Consider the following 18543-nt stretch of genomic DNA (forward strand, 5'->3'; position numbering starts at 1 on the left):
TTCGAAAAACCGAAAATAATAACAAGTAACTGAGGTTCACCTAAAATTCTATTCTTCATAGATCATTTTCCTCGTCATCCCCCCATCGATGACAAAATTTGCTCCTGTAATGAAATTATTTTCAGGATTTGTCAAAAATAAACAAGCCCTCGAAATGTCTTCCGGCTTCCCAACGCGACCTGCCGGATGCTGCTCATGATCAGATTTTTTTAGTGCGGAATAATCGCCCGTTTCTATCCATCCCGGACTTATCGCATTCACCATAATCTTATCTTTTCCGAGTGAAATTGCCATCGCATGTGTAAGTGCCAGAATGCCGCCTTTTGAAGCTGCGTAAGCTTCCGTATCAGGCTCGGACATAAGTGCCCGCGTAGATGCAAGATTGATGATAGAACCTCCCCCATTACCACGCATCACCTTAGCCGCCTCACGACTGCATATAAAAGTGCCCCTGAGATTTGTGTTTAGCACATAATCCCAATCTTCAAGATCAAGTTCGTAAGGAGATTTGCCTCGGCCCAGGCCAGCATTATTGATAAGAATATTTATGCCTCCGTAAATTTCTTTGACTTTGACAATCGCATTGACGATATCACCCGGTAAAGTCAGATCAACGATTTGTGTAAAAACTTCTCCGCCTAACTCACGGATCAGTTTTTCTGTTTTTAACAAATTTTCTGCGTCCCGGTCAAAAAGAGCAAGTTTAGCGCCCTCTTTTGCGTAAGCTATTGAAATGCTTTTCCCGATACCCTTTCCGGCACCGGTGATTATAACAATTTTATTGTCGTATAAACCCATCTTCTGTTTTTCCTGTCATTTAACTGATATAGAAAAATAATTGTACCAGCATGTTTTATTCATCTGAATATTTTTCCGGTTTCATTTAAAAAAAAGTCGCTATATAATGAACAGATAACTGACCTGTTAATTATATAACGACCTTAATTTTTACGTACCGGAATCTACGTTATTTATTTTATGACGGTTATTCCTTTCATGTCTTCCAGTCTTGCTACGATACCCCAACCAAAAAAATCGTTGGCAACACCTACAAGTATTTCATTTTTACCGGCTTTGAAAGGAATTAAAAAAGAAGAATTCTCAATGGAGCATCTTCCAAACGGAGCTTTCATCATTGGTCGGCCATAAGAATTTTTATCTGTGTACAGAAAACGACCGTTTAACATCACCCAAACCTCATCACTAAATCCCAGATTTATTTTTTTCTTCTGATCGGATTTTGAATCAACATTCAGTTTCAGCCATACCATCCTGCGTTTTTCACTCCCGCCAAATTTACGTGTCAGATTAACCAGCCCCATTCTTTCAGCAGCAATCGTTTCCCACTTCTGATCAGGTTTTGGAATAAAATCATAACCAAAATCAATGTTTGAAGGTGTTTCGAAAGGCTGACTAACCTGCCAGTCGCGCAGATATCTGGGATCATGCGCAGTAAGATCGACGCCGGCAACCGCAGGTAAGTTTTCAGTTTCATCTATTTTTACTACAAGATTTGAAATGACGGATTCTCCATCAAAAGCGATCGTTCCTTCTGAAACATTCCCTTCCAATCGTGGAATTTCAAGAACCGGTTTTTGCATATTATTCAGATAAGCGCGCATTTGCATGCCGGAAACCACAATTTTCACATGATTCCACTCCGTCTTTTTCAAATATGCACCACCTTGAAAATGACCTAATAAATCCCAAAGATTGACACCTGCAACATGAGGGGCATATTGCACAACATCCATCGCTGTTGAATCCTCATGAGTATCCGTTCTGAAATAGAAACATTCATTTTCCTTGTTGTCCTGCCAATGAAAATAAAGCGATGCAAACATGGCATCAACGGGAATGAAATCGTATTCAATAGTACCACTTGAAAAGCTGGTATTTTTCAAAACCACTGCTCCTGCATTTGCTGAGATTTTCATAGAGGGTTTGGAATCGTGATTTTCAAACTGAACTTTCCCATTTTTAAATTCCCAGTTTTCGGCGGTAAGCGGAATGGCTGTATTATTCTGCTTCAATTCCGCGGCTTTTCTTTTTTCCTTCTTTTGAGCAAAAACGGTAATCGATAAAAAGCTGAAAATGATAAAAATTAAATTTTTCATGGCGATCTGTCAATTGAGTTTAATATGGAATTTGAAATGGTAAAAAATTCTGAGAAGCTTAATTTTTCGGATTGATAAAAATGCCTGCACCTAATTCCTTTCCGGCAGATCCCTTTGTAGGGTTTAAATAATCTTTTGGCAAACCGCTTGTTTTTACTTCGCTCAAAATCAATTTGCCGGATTTCCGGATCTGGTTTTCTGTATGTTCGTTTTTGTCGGCAGGAATGGCACCATCCTTGGCGTAATAGCCCATAAATCCTTCATTATTAATAATCAGGGAATTATTGAAAGTGTATTTTGGAAAGGTATTTTCCGCTCTTAACCAGAAATAAGTACAATTGGAAACGATGTTATTTTTAAAAACAAAATCAGAACTAAAAGGCCCAAACCATACTGCCGCTTCATAAGCTCCATAAATAATGGAATTGGTAAGCGAAAAATCACTGATGGATTTGAACAAAAGCAGCGCGTTTTTACAGCCGTAGAAAATGCAATGATCCACATGTGTTCCCGCACCATGCGCCCAGATACTTCCCTGGATTGGAGATGAATTTCTTTCACCGATGAAATAACATTGAGAAATATCCAGCCCCTTCAAACTTTCATTTTCCCTGTTGACCGGGTAATAATATTTCACGTCCGGATTTGCATTGCCGGTAAATTTCAGCCCTTTGAGTGCGACATTATTTGAAGCAATTAAAAATCCTATACTGTGCGGAAATTGTGTTACAGAATTATTTGAAGAAACCGATTGAATAACAGGCATTTTTGTGGGTTCCCAATCAGGATTATCGGGCATCACCGCTGCTTCGATGCTAAGCCAGGAGGACTCATTCCGTATTTTATCCAGGACAACCTTATCTTTCAGAAGATATAAACCGGGCAATAACTTGATATGAATATCTTCTTTTCCAGTAAAATCGGCGACCAAATCAACCGCTTTTTGAATACTTGATAACGGAGCTTGCAAAGTTCCTGCGCCGGAATCATTACCTTTTATGGCGTCAACATAGACAGTTTGCGCGCTCAGATTCTGAATAAATAAAAACAGCAGGATCGCTGTCAAAGAACTTACTTTGTTCATATTTAAAATATTTGTTACTTGATAAAAAGATATTCATCGGCTGCTGCAAGCTTGCAGGACAAACCTAAGCGGAAGATCTATTTTTTGGTTGTTCAAATGGAGATCAAGTTTTTTCAAGTTATACCAGACTGATTATCAATGCTATCCGATATAAGTGAATTGATGCGGTGTAAGAAAATAATTGAGCAAAAGCTCGATTGGGGAAGAAGCGAAAACTGGCAAAGCACCGATTTCGAAAATCTTAATCAGTTGATATTGGATAAAACCGGAATATCCCTCAGTGTAAGTACGCTCAGAAGAATCTGGGGACGGGTTGAATATAATCATTTGCCCAGTGTTACGACTTTGAATACACTGGCGAAATTTGCAGGTTATCAGGATTGGCGGACTTTTGTAAAACAGAGTAATATTCCAAATGAAAATCCGCACGTAGTATTACCTGAGAAAAACGAAAAAACCAAATTACCGACGAAAAACATTGCCTGGATATCCGGTGCAGTTATACTGGTTGGATTAATCAGTATACTGGCATTTCAAAAAACCCGGCAACCGAAAAACGAAACTTATATTTTTAATAGTCAGCCCATCACCCGGGAAATCCCAAATTCAGTTATTTTCACTTATGACGCTTCGGATTCTCCTACTGATTCTGTTTTTATTCAGCAATCGTGGGATGGTAAAAAACAGACACTGGTTGATAAAAATCTTCATAAACATACTTCCATTTACTATGAACCGGGGTTTTATATTGCAAAACTAATTGTTGGTGAAAAGGTTGTCAAAGAGCATAAATTGCTGGTCCCAACAAAAGGCTGGCTGGGAACCATTGATGGCAAAAAGATTCCTGTTTATCTCAAAGATTCTGAATTTATCAAGCCGGATGTTATGCGGTTACCGGTTTCTGTTATTACTGAAAAAAATATTTCCTTGCAGCCCGAACCTCCGTATGTTCATTATTTTAATGTCGGAAATTTCGATCCGGTTTCTCTCAAAAACTTTGGTTTTAGCACTCAAATAAAACACGAGTACCGGGAAGGAGCTGCGGCGTGTCAACTGGCAAGTATCACTTTACTGACTGACGATATCCCGATTGTGATTCCACTTTCTGTCAAAGGCTGTGTTTCTGAATTGAACATGTTGAGTATAGACAATTATATATCAGGTAAAAAAGCAGATTTATCCGCTTTCGGCGTAGATTTCTCGGTTTGGAGTGAAATTTCATGTAAAAATTCAAGCGATAAAATTCAGTATTTCGTCAATAAAAAACTCGCCGCTGAATATCCGCTTCCCAAGCGTGAAATAAAAATTGTTGGTTTATCTTATACATTTCAAGGAACGGGAGCAGTTAGAAACGTAAGTTTAACCAATGGCGACAAAACAATTTTCGAGGCTTTTAATAACAAAATAATTCTATCCGCTAAATGATTTTAAAAAAACTAAAAACACACGCTTTTGGGTATCTTTCTGCTTTGTTATTGGCAGGTATCCTGTTTTCTTCCTGTTCAAAAACCGAGAAAAAAGTACCGACAGTCGCAGTTCGGGATACTACGATCACGGTAAAAAATTCCTTTACCGAATTATTCGTTGACAGCACAGAACTGACCAAATTTCTGGGAACTTCCCAAAACGACAGTATTTCAGCACAAATTCAGAGTTTTTACAATCACAGAAATTACCAGTTTGCCTGGTTTTTTCATGACGGGATTGCAGATTTCGCTACCACTTTTCTGGGGATGCAAAATGACTATATCCACTATTCCGGCGACAGCTCACTATATAATCCCGGATTGACCGCAAGAGTAGATTCTTTGAAACAAATGAAATCTGTTAACCCAAAAGATACCTCCGTTGTCAATACGGAGTTGTTGTTAACCGCACAGTTTTTCAAATATTCGAGTCGTGCCTATGCAGGTGATCACAAGATTAATACCCAGGAACTCGACTGGTATATTCCCAGAAAGAAAATCAATACAGAAGGTTTCCTTGATTCTTTGCTGAAAAATAAAGGGAAGAATTTGACCGCTTATGAGCCGGTCAACAGACAATATAACTTAATGAAAGAGAAGCTATTAAGTTATTATCAGATTAATAAAGAAGATGAATGGACGCCCTTGACGCCGGCCGATAAAAAGTATAAAAAGGGTAACAGCTATGAGAATATTCCGGAGATCAAAAGACGTTTATTCGTATTCGGTGACCTGGCAACGGCAGATTCCTCGGCAGTTTTGGATACTGCTTTGGTGAGTGCTGTCAAACATTTCCAGATGCGTTTTGGATTGAAGCAGGACGGCCAGTTGGGTGCATCTTTTTTCAGGGAAATCAATGTGCCAATACAGGAACGTATTCAACAGATCCTGATCAATATGGAACGCATTCGCTGGGTACCTGCGCAGCCGGCGACGGATTATTTACTGGTTAATATTCCTGAATACAAATTGCATGTTTACGAAGAAGGAAAGTTACTTTTTGATATGAATGTGGTTGTTGGCTCGGAAGCGCATAGTACGGTGATTTTCTCCGGAACCTTGAATCAGATTGTTTTTAGTCCATACTGGAATGTTCCGCCAAGTATTTTGAAAAAGGAAATCCTTCCAGGTATCAAAAAGAATTCCAATTATCTGGCCAAACATAATATGGAGTGGAGCGGCGGTTCGGTCAGGCAAAAACCTGGGCCAAAGAATTCGCTTGGACTAGTAAAATTTCTATTCCCAAACAGTTATAATATTTACCTGCACGATACTCCTTCTAAAAACCTTTTTGGAGAATCAAGCAGAGCTTTCAGTCACGGCTGTATCCGACTTTCAGAACCCAAAAAACTGGCCGAATTTCTGCTAAGAAAAGACAGCACCTGGACGGAGGAGAAAATTACAGCGGCAATGAATCTTGGAAAAGAAAAGTATGTAAGGTTACGCGGAAAAGCAGAAATTCCAGTATTCATCGGTTATTTCACCACCTGGGTTGACCAATATGGAAACCTGAATTTCCGAAATGATATTTATGGTCATGATAAGAAAATGGCTGAGCGACTTTTCAGTAAAAACGATCTCCTGTAAAAAAAACAAAGCAGCCGGTATTAAATCGGCTGCTTTGTTAATATCTCAAAAGTGAATCAGATTATAATCCGAACTGCAAAACGTTAAATCTTTCAGCAATTCCATTAGTTAATACCTGTTCAACGGAAGAAGCATCACCTGAAAATGGTCCCGAAGAACCAATCTTTAAAGTAGCCATAGCGGCTCCATATTCTCCGGATTCTTCAATATCTCCTCCATTTATTTTTTTGCTCAAATAACCAGCCATATAAGTATCTCCGCAGCCTGTCGCATCGATTATGGCTGTTGGTTTGAAAGCTGGAATTTCATGGAATAAACCGTCTTTGAAAATTAAAGACCCCTTACTTCCAAGTGTAATAATTACTTCCTGAACGCCCATATCCGCCAGTGCGCGTGCACCTTCCTGAACATCTTTTCTTCCCGTAACCACTTCCATTTCATGCTCATTCGCTTTCAAAATGGAAACATATGGAAGCGCTTCTTTTTTATCCGCCCAATCGGTATAAAATACTTTTTTGTTTTCAACATATCTCAAAAAGCCTTGAATATCAAGCGATACCAATCCTTTCGAAGCAAGTGATTTAATCAGATCAACAGAAATATCATCAGAAAGCAAAGGCCCCAAATGATAGATTTTCGCGTCGATAGCAGGCATTACGGAAACATCAAAAGGCGCTGCTTTCTGCAAAACATTCTGCTCTCTGTAATCCTGGTTTTCACTGTATATATTTTCAAAATAAACGGAATGCTCACTTGGTAAAGAATGTATTTCAATACCATCAGTACGCAAGCCGGTCACAACATTCATTTCACTTTGCGCCAATGCGGTTATCAGCACATAATTGATATCAAATTGCTGGATAGCCTTCGAAAAATAGAAGGAAGTTCCGCCAGGCATGTGTTTAACAGACTTGGTCGTTACTACTTTATCAAGCGTGATGTGACCTATTGTACAGATGTCATACATGATGTTCTAAATAATCGGTGTTAACAAAATATTATTAATGATCACAGCCATACAAAACCAGTGCCAAATTTAGTAACTATACCAAATATTTTACCATGATCAGAAAAACCGGTATCCGGCTTTCATCTAAAACCAACAACATCGGTTTTGTTATAGTTCTTCAAAACGTACAATTGCACCGTTCATTTCAAAAATTTTGTACTTTTCTACTCAACCCACTACCGTATTTACCGAATAGTAGGACAAAATGGAGAAAAAAATAAGCAGATTCCCAAACCCAAAGATTCAGTCCTCTGCTTAAATATTCTTAAAATACTGCTTTTACTCCTTTAATAAAACGGCCAGATCTTTAATCAGTTTTGCTGTTCCGTCTTCTGTTGTTCCATCGTACATTCCACGGATATGCCTTTCCTTATCAACCAGAACAAACGCTCCGCTGTGAATATATCCACCTGCCTGTGAAGAATCTTCCAGTGCACTGACCATATAATGTTTCTGTCCAATGTCATAAATCTTCTCCTTATCGCCAGTTACAAACTGCCACATTTTGCCATTCACGCCAAGATCTGTTGCGTACTTTTTGAGAATTTCCGGTGTATCATGCTCCGGATCAATGGTATGCGACAAGATTTTCACATCCGGATTATCTTTATACTCCTTATAAACCGTCAGCATATTTTTCTTCATAACCGGGCAAATCGTCGGACAGGTCACGAAAAAGAAATCGGCAACATATACTTTGCCTTTGAAATCCTTTTCGGTCACTACTTCCTTATCTTCATTGATAAATGAAAAATCCGGAATTGTCGGATAAACTGTCTGTTCCGTTTCCTTTCCATCAACAACTTTTTTTACAACTTCCGGTTCTCCGTAATAAGGCAATTTTTTGGTTTCACAACCGGTAATCATTATTGTCTGGACAAAAATGCCCATTATATATAATTTCATTTCTTTTTTGATTTTTCAATAAACTGATTGGCGTCAGACAGACTTTTATTCATCAGCTCTCTGACACTTTCTATTTTCTTCTTTTGATCGGCCACGTATGAAGCCGCCTGAGTTTTGTCCAGTTTTTCCAACGTGTCAAACTTGAATTCATGCATCCAGTTCATCATCGCTTTGTCGGTACTGTCGAGTTGTGAAGTTAACTTCAACACTTCCTCTTTCCGGGTTTTCAGCGCTTCGGTAGATTTCAAAGCAAGAAGACTATCTGTGACTTTAACTTCGTCTTTAAGCTGTTTTTTCAAATCCATCAGCTTGTCCATATGCGGCATAATGCTGTCATGAATTGCCAGCATGGCCTCTGTCTGCTCATTCAAAGGAGTTTTTGTATCGTGATGATGTCCTTCTTTTGTTTCATTTGATTTATTGCAGCTATATAAAAAAGAAATTGTGAGTGCTATAATCAGGTATTTTTTCATTTTCAATTTATCAATATTTTAAAAAAATTAGACTTAAACTTATTTCAACGGATACAAGATTCCAGCTAATCATCTGTGAAATGATTTTCTTAAAACCAAAAAATCCTGTTGTCGTTAAGAAAGTTTTGGCGGCCTCAGTAGGCGAAATTCCGGTGAGGTATATATGGCTAATTGATATTGGAAGCATGCTTTTTCCATTTCAGACACAGCTTTACAAGTAAATGCAAACTGCATTTCTGTTTGGGTAAAAAGTTGAAAAAGCGGAAGATTCTGAAGCCTTTGAGCCGTTTCTTTATCTTGCTGTTCTTTCTGCTGTTTGAGAACTTTTGCCAGATAACATTTCCCATAACACATCGCCATCGGCTGATCCCGGTTCTCACATAGTGTTTTGGCAATGAATTCCTGGTTTAAACGGAAATACACGATCGTTCCCCACGGACTGATTGTGGGCAGCATAATTGAAAACAACAATAAAGAAGCAAAAAACGAACGCATGAAAAGAGAAATCAATTAAAAAGCATTACCAATGCCAGGGTCAGAAAGTTGGGCGTTATTGGTGAACTGGGTATCACTTAATGTATTCAGAAAGAGGATAATACTTTGTTTTTCTGCCTGCGTCAGTACAATTCCAACTTTTCCGTTCGGCAGTTTAAATGTATCATCCAGGGTTGCCATCGACTGCATATTATCCGTATAATGTGTAAGCACCTGATCCAGCGTTGTGAAGCGCCCGTCGTGCATGTAAGGACCCGTCAACCCAACATTCCGCAAACTCGGTACTTTGAATTTGTAACGGTCACTTTCAACTTTTGTAATACCATATCGCCCCTGGTCATCGATTTTGATAGGCGGCAAACCGTTATTCCGATAACTGTAATCCGTAAACAACTCTCCGCTGTGACAGGAGGAACATTTTTGTTTGAAAATGGCCAGACCTTTTTGTTCATCTGCCGACAAAGCCGCTGCATCACCAAGCACGTAATAATCATATTTCGAATTGGCAGAAACCATTGTCATCATAAACTGAGACAAAGCCTTTCTGACTCTTTCCGAAGTTATTTCCTTTGTTCCATAGGCCGCTTTGAACATTTTGGGGTAATCAACCTGAACCTTCTGTGTGGCAATCGGCGTCGCTCTTAGTTTGATCAGAATATTATCCATGGTTTCATCCATTTCCACTTTATTGGTAATTGGAAAAAGTGAAACGGAATCAAGCACGTGTACATTTCCATCCCAGAAAAACGAAGTATTCCAGGCAAGATTCTGGACCGCGGGAGCATTTCGGGTTCCCAACTGATCATCCACGCCGTGACTCAGGTCATGTCCGTGATGTGTAAACGCCGTTGCCTGCTGATGACAGGTACCGCAGCCGATAACATTGGTACGGGATAAAATGCCGTCGTAAAACAAGTACTTGCCCAGCAAAGCGCCTTCCACCGTCAATGGATTTTTGGATAGATCATAAACAGGATCAGGAAAATGCGTTGGTTTGACCCAGCGCAAAGCTGTCGGCGCCGTTGGTTCCGGATCCGGATCTGTCGGCGTATCTTTCGACTTGGGGGAACAGGAAATATTCAGCTGTATCACAATTATCAGCACACAAAAAAGTGCCCCATACTTTTGTACTACATTGAATAAGGAACGAATCATATTAGAATTATCAAATTTCAATTTTAAATACACGATTACTGTGCCGCACTGTATTGTGTAATCTCACCAAAACTAAACATGGATTTATAATTATTAGCCACATCAGAAGAAAGCGTAAAATCAAACATGATGCTTGGATTTTTTGCTATACTGATAGGAACTGGGCCATTGAAAACCTTTTGCACATCACCAATCAAACGAATTTGAGGAACTTTCCCGTCGGCTACTACCGCTTTATTTCCTGCAAAATCAAGTTTTACGGATTTGATATTATTTACCGTTTTGGAATCATATCCTCCAAAAAATCCAATGTGATAGTAGAATTTATTATTAGCAGATGTTGCTTTTGATGACAAACCTTCCAGTTTCAAAAATATATAACCCGAACTCCACGCCCAATACATCCCGCCATCTTCCGGATCGCCTGACGGATCAAGCGCGCCGACACGCTTATCAATTCCTGAAACACTGCGCAAACTGTCAACCCCGATAATGTATTCGATACCGGTATAGTTTCCGTCCGGTAATTGTTTCAAAGTCACGATCTGGGATTTTGGATCAGATTCACGGATCAGGAAATAACTGGAATCCTGTGGAATAGTGTAAGTTTTACCATCGTCCCGTGTCAGTTTAATATTTGAGATGAAATAATTTAAAGTTGAAACGGTAAAATCTTCTCCGGAACTGTTTGTGTAAGTTGTGCTGTCCAGTTTCAGATCCTGATTTCCGGAAACGTTGTCAAATTTCAAAGTCAGTTTCCCTGTTCCGGCCGACAAATCAGGATTATCAGTAACGTCTTTTGAATCGTCGTTACAGGCTACAATTGAAATAGCAGAAATCAATATTAGCAAGGAAAAATAAATCAGTTTTTTCATATTGGCTACAAATATTACGGTGCTCTGCACCTTGGATCTGTGATGAATAATATCCTTTTCTACAATTATTGCGGCGCTCTGCGCCTTAGATCGTTGATGTGTTTTTATCCTTTTCTACAATTATTACGGTGTGCTGCACCATGGATCGTTTAATGTCTTATTTATTCCCTTTCTGCAAAATATTTTGGTGCGCTGCATCTTTTAAAATGGTGCAGAGCACTCGAATATTTACAGAAACAAATCATCAAATCTTCATTAAGGTGCAGCGCACGGTAATTAGTTACAATGAATACTTCCACGATTTCAAAACGGCTAAACAATGGAATTAAATATAAAATCAGACCTCAACAAAGCATTAATTTTATGTTAAAACGCAGACACTTTCGGAGCAGCAAGCGTTGGATTTTGCAAAAACTTTTGATCGTCCAGACTTTTCAGAAATGCGATCACCTTTTTCTTTTCTTCCTTTGAAAGACTGATTCCGGTTTTGCCATTTTCCTGAATCAATATTGGATCCAGCGTCTCTGATTTGATCACATTTTCAGCATAATGTTCCAATACTTCTTCCAGCATTTTGAATCTTCCGTCGTGCATATAAGGTGCTGTAAAACCAATATTTCTCAAACTTGGAACCTTGAATTTATATTTGTCTTTTTCAAGTCTGGTTACATCAAACCTTCCGGTATCGTTGGCTTTCAAAGGAGCCAGGCCATTATTTTTGAAACTAAAATCGGTAAACAATTCACCTGAATGGCAGGACGCACATTTATTTTTGAAAATTATCAGCCCCTCTTTTTGTTCCGAACTTAAAGCATTGTATTTTCCTGTAACATACTGATCATAAGGCGAATCCGCTGAAACCATCGTAACCATAAATTGAGACAAGGCTTTCATCATTCTGATAGAATTTATCTCATTCGTTCCAAAAGCTGCTTTAAACATTTTGGGATAATTATTGGAATTATTGCCGGGAACATTTTTAATCTTGTCAATCACATTTTTCACACTTTCTCCCATTTCAAGCGGATTTTGAACCGGATTAAAAGGCACAAAATCAAGATCATGAACACCTCCATCCCAAAAAAACACAGGATTCCAGGCCATATTCTGTATCGAGGGGGAATTTCGTTTGCTAAACTGTCCATGAATTCCAAGACTAAAACTTTGTCCCTGATGCGAAAAAGCAGCTTGTTGAACATGACAACTTGCGCAACTTATATTGTTTGTTTTCGACAAAACCGGATCGTAAAAAAGTTTTCTTCCCAGGGCAACACCTTCTTCCGTCAATGGATTTTTTGAAAGATTATAAACCGGATCAGGAAAGTTTGCCGGCTTAACCCACTTCATTGGCGTAGGTTTCCAGTCTTCTGTTTTTTGATTTTCTTTTGTCTGACAACTATTCAGAAATAACAACAAAATGATTGTCAGCACTTTGTGAAAAGTTCTGGCATAAACAGAAAATCGTAAAACTTTCAGAATAGTTGATTCCACAGTTTAACACGTCGCGACTTTTGCTGTCACATTAGAAGTATGAAGAATTTTGGAAACACAGAAATATTTCAGACTGGTTCACCATTCTTATACAATTACTGCGTCAAAATAAATCAGTTAAACAGAGGTGGATGGAAAATATCAGATGCCGGATTATGGGCGGTAAGCGAAGGATTAAATTGGTATTGAACAAAAGAACGGAGCTTAAATTGATTTTCTAATACGTTAAAAACCACCGTCCTGTTATCCATAACCTGATACAAAAGATGTGACAAATAATCGTTTTCTGCTTGTCGTTCTTCTTTTTCTTTGGCGTCTTTCACGCGTTTGGTAAGATAACATTTACCGTTGCAAAGCAGAATTGGCTTATCACGATTCACGCATAAGTTGGCCACAATATAATCCCGGCGAATTTCAAAATCCAGATACAACAACGGAAGCACCCAAGCTTTTACAAGCATCAAGGTGAGCAGGCTCATGGCTATCCATTGTTTTTTTGAACTATTCAATTGTTGTGAAGGCCGGTTATTTTTTAATTCAAAGCCCGCAAATATAAACATGAAAGTTTTACAACGATTTACTGATACAGGATATTTCGAATTTAATGTTTGTAAAGAAAGGGTTAAGTGCGACACGCATTGTTCTCCATGACTTTAAAACTGGTCTATGCCGTCGAGTAGCTGATCTAATATGTTTTAAACCCCTTCGCTTTTAACCATTTTTTCTTAAAATATTATTATATTTCAGGGTATTTATTAACCTAACTATAATGATTGATCCATCCGCAGTTTATCCACGACTACTACAAATTTCAAAAACGTCTTTTAAAATTGCCACGCTGGCTTTTCTTGCCTCATTTACTACACAGGATAGTCAACCCAAACCTGACGAAAGCAGGTTTACACCTGTGGTCATTGCAGAAAATCTGGACGAACCGATGGTTTTCGAAGTCCTGAAAGACGGCTCTGCTTACATTATTGAAAGAAAAGGTGCATTGAAAAAATATAATGCAGCTACAAAATCGACCGACCTCATCGCAACTATTCCCGTCAACACAAAATACACCAGTGCAGAAGGCGTGGTGAGGGAAGCGGAAGAAGGTTTGATGGGTTTTACGATGGATCCGAATTATGAAAAAAATCACTGGATTTATTTGTATTACGCGCATCCCACTGAGAAAAAACACATCTTGACACGCTGGGAAATCAAGGATGAACAATTGGTTGAAAGTTCTAAAAAAGTAGTTCTGGAAGTTGAAACCCAGCGAGAAGTTTGCTGCCATACTGGTGGTGGAATGACCTGGGATAAAGCAGGAAATCTTTTTCTGACGGTTGGAAATAATACCGGAAACCAGAAAGCTGCGCAAACCGACGAACGTGAAGGAAGAAGCAGCTGGGATGATCAGGCACATGCGGGGAATACGAATGATCTGAGAGGAAAAATCCTGAGAATTCACCCGGAAGCGGACGGAACTTATACCATTCCGGAAGGCAATCTTTATCCAAAAGGAACTGCTAAAACAAGACCTGAAATTTATTCTATGGGTCACAGAAATCCTTGGAGAATCTCGGTTGACAGTAAAACGAATTATGTTTATTGGGGTGAAGTTGGTCCGGATGCAAACGAAGATTCAGAAATCGGGCCGAGAGGTTATGATGAAATGAACCAGGCCAGAAAACCCGGTAATTTCGGATGGCCATGGTTTGTAGCAGATAATCAGGCTTTTCCGGTTTACGATTATGCAGCAAATAAACCTTTGGAGAAAAAAGATCCGATGCATTTGGTAAACAATTCTCCCAACAATACCGGGTTAAAAGATCTTCCACCGACGGCGCCAAACTTTATTTATTATCCATACGGCGTTTCTGAAAAATTCCCGCTGGTAGGTTCAGGGTCAAGAAGTGCCACCGGCGGACCGGTTTATCACAAATCTGATTTTGTAAATCCAAAACGTCCATGGCCGGCTTATTACGAAAATAAATGGATCGCTGCTGATTTTTCCCGTGGCTGGATTATGGCGATCAGTATGAAAGAAAACGGTGATTATGATTCGATGGAGCGGGTACTTCCCTCCTATCATCCGGTGCAGCCAATAGATATAAAATTTGGCCCGGATGGCGATTTGTACATCCTTGAATACGGTAGCAACTGGTTTAGAAAAAGTGATAATTCGCGTTTAATCCGCATTGAATATAATGGTGGAAACAGAAAACCGATCGTTCAGGTTTCCACGGATAAAAAAGGCGGAACGGTACCTTTCAAAGCAAATTTATCTTCTGAGGGAACAAAAGATTTTGATGGAGATGCTTTAAAATACAGCTGGAAAATAACAGGCGTTGGCGTTGCTCCAAGAATTTTTGCCACTGCAAATCCAACGGTTTCATTTGACAAGTCAGGTGTTTACACAGCAAGTCTGACCGTGACAGATTCCAAAGGTGCAAGTAATTCGCAATCCATAAAAATAGTCGCAGGAAATGAGCCGCCGCAGGTTTCTGTAAATCTTGCCGGAAACAAAACATTTTTCTTCGCCGATAAACCGATTGCTTATGCAGTCAATGTAAACGATAAGGAAGATGGCAGTCTGGCTGACGGAAAAATTAAACCTTCACAAGTTGCGGTCAGTATCGACTATACCTCGGAAGGATTTGATTATGCAGAAGTTACGCAAAGTCAGCGCAGTGTAGATGCCTCGACACAATTCGCCGTAGCACAGATTTTAATGAGCAAAAGTGACTGTAAAGTTTGTCATCAGCCTAATACTAAATCCGTTGGACCATCCTTTGCTGATGTTTCCAATAAGTATAAGGGTCAGAACGGCGCGCTGGAAAAACTGGTCAAAAAAGTACGTGAAGGTGGTTCCGGAGTTTGGGGAGAAGTGGCTATGGCTGCCCACCCTGCTCTGCCTGTTGCGGATGCAGAAGTAATTGTCAAATACATTTTAAACAGTACCGATAAAACGCTTAGCACACTTCCTGTAAAAGGAGAATATAAACCTGAGATTCCAAAAGGAGATGACGGAAAGGGCTCAGTGATAATCAGAGCCGCTTTCACGGATCATGCGGTTACAGGAGCAAAAACAATTCCGGCTCAAACTTCCGAAGAAATGATCGTGTTGCGCAGTCCGGAAATCAATGCAGCGGAAGCGCCTATTGTAAAAGGCGCAGAACTTAAAGCGCTGGGTGTGGCAGGATTAGGTTTCAGTGTGGTTCCTTTTAATGGCAGTTATCTTGGATTCAAACAAATCGATCTGGCAGGTATCAATAAACTTGAATTGAATGCTTCGGCACAAAAAAGGGAAGGAAGCGTTGGCGGAACAATTGAAATACGACTTGATTCCCCTACTGGTCCGGTTATCGGAACTGAAAAGGTAGAAGTTGCCCCGGAAATTGACGTTGCCAAAGTTATGGCAGAAATGGAAAGTGAGAAAAAGAATGCCAAACCGGGTGAAGTTGTAAAACAGCGTAATCCTTTCGCCAGACCGCCGGTTAAAATCAAAATCAAGGATACCGAAGGCAAGCATGATATATATTTTGTCTTTAAAAACGATGAAGCAAAAGCAATACAACCGCTCTTGTCATTTTCAAAAATCAATTTTCAACAATAATCTAAGAGACTGGATATTAACCTTCTAATTTATCTTTTATGAATAACAGAAGAGATTTTCTAAAAAAAGCAGGAGCACTAACCGCAGGAAGCCTTGCTATACCATATTTATCAAATGCCTCAGGTTTAACTGATTTATTCGCAGCTGAAAGACCGGTTGGAATTCAGTTATTTACCGTTTTTGAAAAAATGAACAATGATCCGAAAGCAACGCTTGAAAAAATTGCTTCAATCGGATACAAGGAAATTGAATCAGCGTTCAGCACACGCGGTGGTTATTACGGATACAAACCAAAAGAATTTAAAAAACTGGTTGAAGATCTGGGGATGAAATGGCGCGCGCATCATGCATTAGGTGCACCTTTTAAAATGCCAAAAGGTGGAAAAATGCCAGTGGGTGCAGATGGAAAGCCGATTACAATCCCGACGATGATGAATCTTCGCGATAATTATCAGCAACTGGTTGATGACGCAGCGGAAGGAGAGTTGAAATTTCTCGTGTGTGCCAGTACGCCGGTAGGCACAATGGAGGAAGTGAAAAACTCAATTGAAGTGTTTCAAAAAACCGGAGAGGCCAGTAAAAAAGCAGGAATTGGTTTTGCCTATCACAACCACGCAACGGAATTCGATCCGGTTGAAGGAGGAAAAACGGCCTACGAACTTGTACTTTCTCAAACCGATAAAGACCTTGTAAAAATGGAGCTTGATCTGGCTTGGGCAACAAAAGCGGGCAAAGATCCTGTGGCGCTTTTCAAAGAACATCCAGGCCGCTTTCCCTTATGGCATGTAAAGGATATCAAAAAAGATTTGCAGACCATTACCGAAGTTGGAACTGGTGTCGTGGAATTCAAGAGAATTTTTGAAGCAGCCAAAATTGCGGGTCTGCAATATTTCTTTGTTGAGTATGACCTCGCTCCTACTTTTGATACCGTTGATTTGTGTTACAAAAACCTGAGAAAAGTAATTGGATAATAAATTCTGAATTCCTTATTGACTATAAATTAAAAAACCGTCTCAAATGATTTGGAGACGGTTTTTTAGTATTAAGCATGCAAAATTTTTATTACTTAATCTGAGAAGATGAAGAACCCGAATAACTAAAACCTGTACCGTCATGTATTTTTCTGAACATCAGATACGTGACAGAAACCATAACAAAAGCGATTACAGCATCTGTGGTTGCAGCGACACCAAGCACACTTACCTTTGAGCCAAAGGCAAAAATGATGTCAAAAAATATTCCGGCGAATACCCATTCTTTTAACCTTAAAAGTCTGTCAGGTATTAAAAGGACGATAACGCCCAGCACTTTGGCGACGCCCAGGATGTAAATAAAATGTGGAGGATAACCTAATTGAACTGTTATACCCCATACCAAAGGATTTTTTGTCAATTCGAAAAATCCACTTGCGCCGAACCATAGTGAAGTTAAAGCAGCGCCTGTCCAATAAATTCTTTTTGCAGTCTGTGTTTTCATGATTTCTTGTTTTTTTTCTTCAAAATTTGCCTTCAAATCATGATTTGGAAAGTTGTTTCAAGCCAGACTGGACGAAATACAAGCTGGAAACGGCATTTCTAACACCGACAAAGATTAAGTAACTGAATGACATCTGTTTTAGATAAATGTCATTTGACAATCTTAAATTTTGTTCTCATTGTAGAATTCCGTGCTTACCTTTACCACCCTATTCTACCAGTATAATTAAGATTTTCGTTTGAAAGGTTCTCACAGACAATGGATTGGCTTATGCCTGCTTACTTTAATGCTTGTGAAAGCATGGGTGATTCCTTTGATCTGTCTGGATTTCGAGATTAGAAGAGAATATATTGTCAAAAACCTGTGTATCAACCGAAACAGGCCACAGCTGCATTGTGACGGTAAATGTTACCTTGCCAAAAAACTGGCCGAAAGTGAGAAGCAACAACAGCGTCAGGCAGAACAGGATTATCTGGCCAGTCTGATTTATCAGGTCATGGATACAAATTCTCCAGGCATTTTTAATGCTCAACCTTCCGGTTTTGAATTACCGCTTGCCGTTGTATTTCAATACAATTCTGCGCTTTCACCGCTTAATTCCCCGGACGAAATTTTTCACCCGCCTTTGGCTGTCTGATCAGCTATTTGCAGGACAATTTGATTATTACGAACGGAAGTGTTTGCTGCTTTTCGGGCAGAATGCGCTACTATGTTTGTTAATTTCTCCAACAGAATAGTACGCTAATGTTATCCCAGATTTCCGGGATCACTTAGTCCTATAATCTGGTGATCCAAATTGTTTCTG

General features: G+C 39.4%; 17 protein-coding genes. 5 read left to right on the plus strand and 12 right to left on the minus strand.

Annotated features, from left to right (window positions below; genetic code table 11):
* Positions 1–48: 48 nt before the first annotated feature.
* From IEE83_RS21335 to IEE83_RS21345, 3 genes are all read right to left on the minus strand, one after another.
* The gene (locus IEE83_RS21335) at positions 49–798 is read right to left on the minus strand and encodes an SDR family NAD(P)-dependent oxidoreductase (RefSeq protein ID WP_194122526.1); all 750 of its coding nucleotides are present in this window, start codon (positions 796–798) and stop codon (positions 49–51) included.
* Positions 799–971: 173 nt separating this feature from the next.
* Complete coding sequence (locus IEE83_RS21340; RefSeq protein ID WP_194122527.1) at positions 972–2117, minus strand: hypothetical protein; 1146 nt, start codon at positions 2115–2117, stop codon at positions 972–974.
* 58 nt (positions 2118–2175) lie between these two features.
* Entirely contained in the window at positions 2176–3201 is a 1026-nt protein-coding gene (locus IEE83_RS21345; protein WP_194122528.1) for a right-handed parallel beta-helix repeat-containing protein, read from the minus strand.
* A gap of 138 nt (positions 3202–3339) precedes the next feature.
* On the opposite strand from IEE83_RS21345, the gene IEE83_RS21350 reads away from it, so the two are divergent.
* The gene (locus IEE83_RS21350) at positions 3340–4626 is read left to right on the plus strand and encodes a hypothetical protein (protein ID WP_194122529.1); all 1287 of its coding nucleotides are present in this window, start codon (positions 3340–3342) and stop codon (positions 4624–4626) included.
* Positions 4623–6254 (plus strand): L,D-transpeptidase family protein, encoded by a 1632-nt coding sequence (locus tag IEE83_RS21355; RefSeq protein WP_194122530.1) that lies wholly within the window; start codon positions 4623–4625, stop codon positions 6252–6254. Before IEE83_RS21350 ends, IEE83_RS21355 begins: the two co-directional genes overlap by 4 nt.
* A 61-nt stretch (positions 6255–6315) precedes the next feature.
* Here IEE83_RS21355 and IEE83_RS21360 read toward each other — a convergent pair whose 3' ends face one another.
* The 8 genes from IEE83_RS21360 to IEE83_RS21395 form a co-directional block, all read right to left on the minus strand.
* Positions 6316–7221: a PfkB family carbohydrate kinase gene (locus tag IEE83_RS21360; RefSeq protein ID WP_194122531.1), complete on the minus strand. Its 906-nt coding sequence runs from the start codon at positions 7219–7221 to the stop codon at positions 6316–6318.
* 321 nt (positions 7222–7542) lie between these two features.
* Positions 7543–8169, minus strand: coding sequence for an SCO family protein (locus IEE83_RS21365; protein WP_194122532.1), 627 nt, complete (start codon positions 8167–8169; stop codon positions 7543–7545).
* Positions 8166–8642, minus strand: coding sequence for a hypothetical protein (locus IEE83_RS21370; protein WP_194122533.1), 477 nt, complete (start codon positions 8640–8642; stop codon positions 8166–8168). Before IEE83_RS21370 ends, IEE83_RS21365 begins: the two co-directional genes overlap by 4 nt.
* Before the next feature lie 114 nt (positions 8643–8756).
* The gene (locus IEE83_RS21375; RefSeq protein WP_228101919.1) at positions 8757–9098 is read right to left on the minus strand and encodes a hypothetical protein; all 342 of its coding nucleotides are present in this window, start codon (positions 9096–9098) and stop codon (positions 8757–8759) included.
* Between the two features lie 54 nt (positions 9099–9152).
* A complete protein-coding gene (locus IEE83_RS21380; RefSeq protein ID WP_194122535.1) occupies positions 9153–10292 on the minus strand; it encodes a cytochrome-c peroxidase in 1140 nt (379 codons plus the stop codon).
* 35 nt (positions 10293–10327) lie between these two features.
* Entirely contained in the window at positions 10328–11167 is an 840-nt protein-coding gene (locus IEE83_RS21385; RefSeq protein WP_194122536.1) for an MbnP family protein, read from the minus strand.
* 366 nt (positions 11168–11533) lie between these two features.
* Positions 11534–12658 (minus strand): cytochrome-c peroxidase, encoded by a 1125-nt coding sequence (locus tag IEE83_RS21390; protein WP_310588544.1) that lies wholly within the window; start codon positions 12656–12658, stop codon positions 11534–11536.
* A 113-nt stretch (positions 12659–12771) separates the two neighbouring features.
* Complete coding sequence (locus tag IEE83_RS21395) at positions 12772–13137, minus strand: hypothetical protein (protein WP_228101920.1); 366 nt, start codon at positions 13135–13137, stop codon at positions 12772–12774.
* Positions 13138–13427: 290 nt separating this feature from the next.
* On the opposite strand from IEE83_RS21395, the gene IEE83_RS21400 reads away from it, so the two are divergent.
* Both IEE83_RS21400 and IEE83_RS21405 read left to right on the plus strand, forming a co-directional pair.
* On the plus strand, positions 13428–16262 hold the full coding sequence (locus tag IEE83_RS21400; protein ID WP_194122537.1) for a PQQ-dependent sugar dehydrogenase: 2835 nt from the start codon (positions 13428–13430) through the stop codon (positions 16260–16262).
* 38 nt (positions 16263–16300) lie between these two features.
* Positions 16301–17233 carry a sugar phosphate isomerase/epimerase family protein gene (locus tag IEE83_RS21405; RefSeq protein ID WP_194122538.1) on the plus strand — a complete coding sequence of 311 codons (933 nt, stop codon included), beginning with the start codon at positions 16301–16303 and terminating at the stop codon, positions 17231–17233.
* Positions 17234–17324: 91 nt separating this feature from the next.
* Here IEE83_RS21405 and IEE83_RS21410 read toward each other — a convergent pair whose 3' ends face one another.
* Positions 17325–17738, minus strand: a complete 414-nt coding sequence (locus tag IEE83_RS21410) for a DoxX family protein (RefSeq protein WP_194122539.1) — start codon at positions 17736–17738, stop codon at positions 17325–17327.
* A gap of 238 nt (positions 17739–17976) precedes the next feature.
* Here IEE83_RS21410 and IEE83_RS21415 point away from each other — a divergent pair, with 238 nt between their 5' ends.
* Positions 17977–18375: a hypothetical protein gene (locus IEE83_RS21415; RefSeq protein WP_228101921.1), complete on the plus strand. Its 399-nt coding sequence runs from the start codon at positions 17977–17979 to the stop codon at positions 18373–18375.
* Positions 18376–18543 lie beyond the last annotated feature (168 nt).

Source organism: Dyadobacter subterraneus, assembly GCF_015221875.1.
Lineage (GTDB): Bacteria > Bacteroidota > Bacteroidia > Cytophagales > Spirosomataceae > Dyadobacter > Dyadobacter subterraneus.

What these genes read in the sequence shown, in the direction of transcription:
- IEE83_RS21350 (WP_194122529.1), top strand. Translation starts at nt 3,340, where the DNA reads ATGCTATCCGATATAAGTGAATTGATGCGGTGTAAGAAAATAATTGAG.
- IEE83_RS21345 (WP_194122528.1), bottom strand. Translation starts at nt 3,201, where the DNA reads ATGAACAAAGTAAGTTCTTTGACAGCGATCCTGCTGTTTTTATTTATT.
- IEE83_RS21340 (WP_194122527.1), bottom strand. Translation starts at nt 2,117, where the DNA reads ATGAAAAATTTAATTTTTATCATTTTCAGCTTTTTATCGATTACCGTT.
- IEE83_RS21405 (WP_194122538.1), top strand. Translation starts at nt 16,301, where the DNA reads ATGAATAACAGAAGAGATTTTCTAAAAAAAGCAGGAGCACTAACCGCA.
- IEE83_RS21360 (WP_194122531.1), bottom strand. Translation starts at nt 7,221, where the DNA reads ATGTATGACATCTGTACAATAGGTCACATCACGCTTGATAAAGTAGTA.
- IEE83_RS21365 (WP_194122532.1), bottom strand. Translation starts at nt 8,169, where the DNA reads ATGAAATTATATATAATGGGCATTTTTGTCCAGACAATAATGATTACC.
- IEE83_RS21395 (WP_228101920.1), bottom strand. Translation starts at nt 13,137, where the DNA reads ATGAGCCTGCTCACCTTGATGCTTGTAAAAGCTTGGGTGCTTCCGTTG.
- IEE83_RS21370 (WP_194122533.1), bottom strand. Translation starts at nt 8,642, where the DNA reads ATGAAAAAATACCTGATTATAGCACTCACAATTTCTTTTTTATATAGC.
- IEE83_RS21410 (WP_194122539.1), bottom strand. Translation starts at nt 17,738, where the DNA reads ATGAAAACACAGACTGCAAAAAGAATTTATTGGACAGGCGCTGCTTTA.
- IEE83_RS21375 (WP_228101919.1), bottom strand. Translation starts at nt 9,098, where the DNA reads ATGCTGCCCACAATCAGTCCGTGGGGAACGATCGTGTATTTCCGTTTA.
- IEE83_RS21380 (WP_194122535.1), bottom strand. Translation starts at nt 10,292, where the DNA reads ATGATTCGTTCCTTATTCAATGTAGTACAAAAGTATGGGGCACTTTTT.
- IEE83_RS21400 (WP_194122537.1), top strand. Translation starts at nt 13,428, where the DNA reads ATGATTGATCCATCCGCAGTTTATCCACGACTACTACAAATTTCAAAA.
- IEE83_RS21355 (WP_194122530.1), top strand. Translation starts at nt 4,623, where the DNA reads ATGATTTTAAAAAAACTAAAAACACACGCTTTTGGGTATCTTTCTGCT.
- IEE83_RS21335 (WP_194122526.1), bottom strand. Translation starts at nt 798, where the DNA reads ATGGGTTTATACGACAATAAAATTGTTATAATCACCGGTGCCGGAAAG.
- IEE83_RS21385 (WP_194122536.1), bottom strand. Translation starts at nt 11,167, where the DNA reads ATGAAAAAACTGATTTATTTTTCCTTGCTAATATTGATTTCTGCTATT.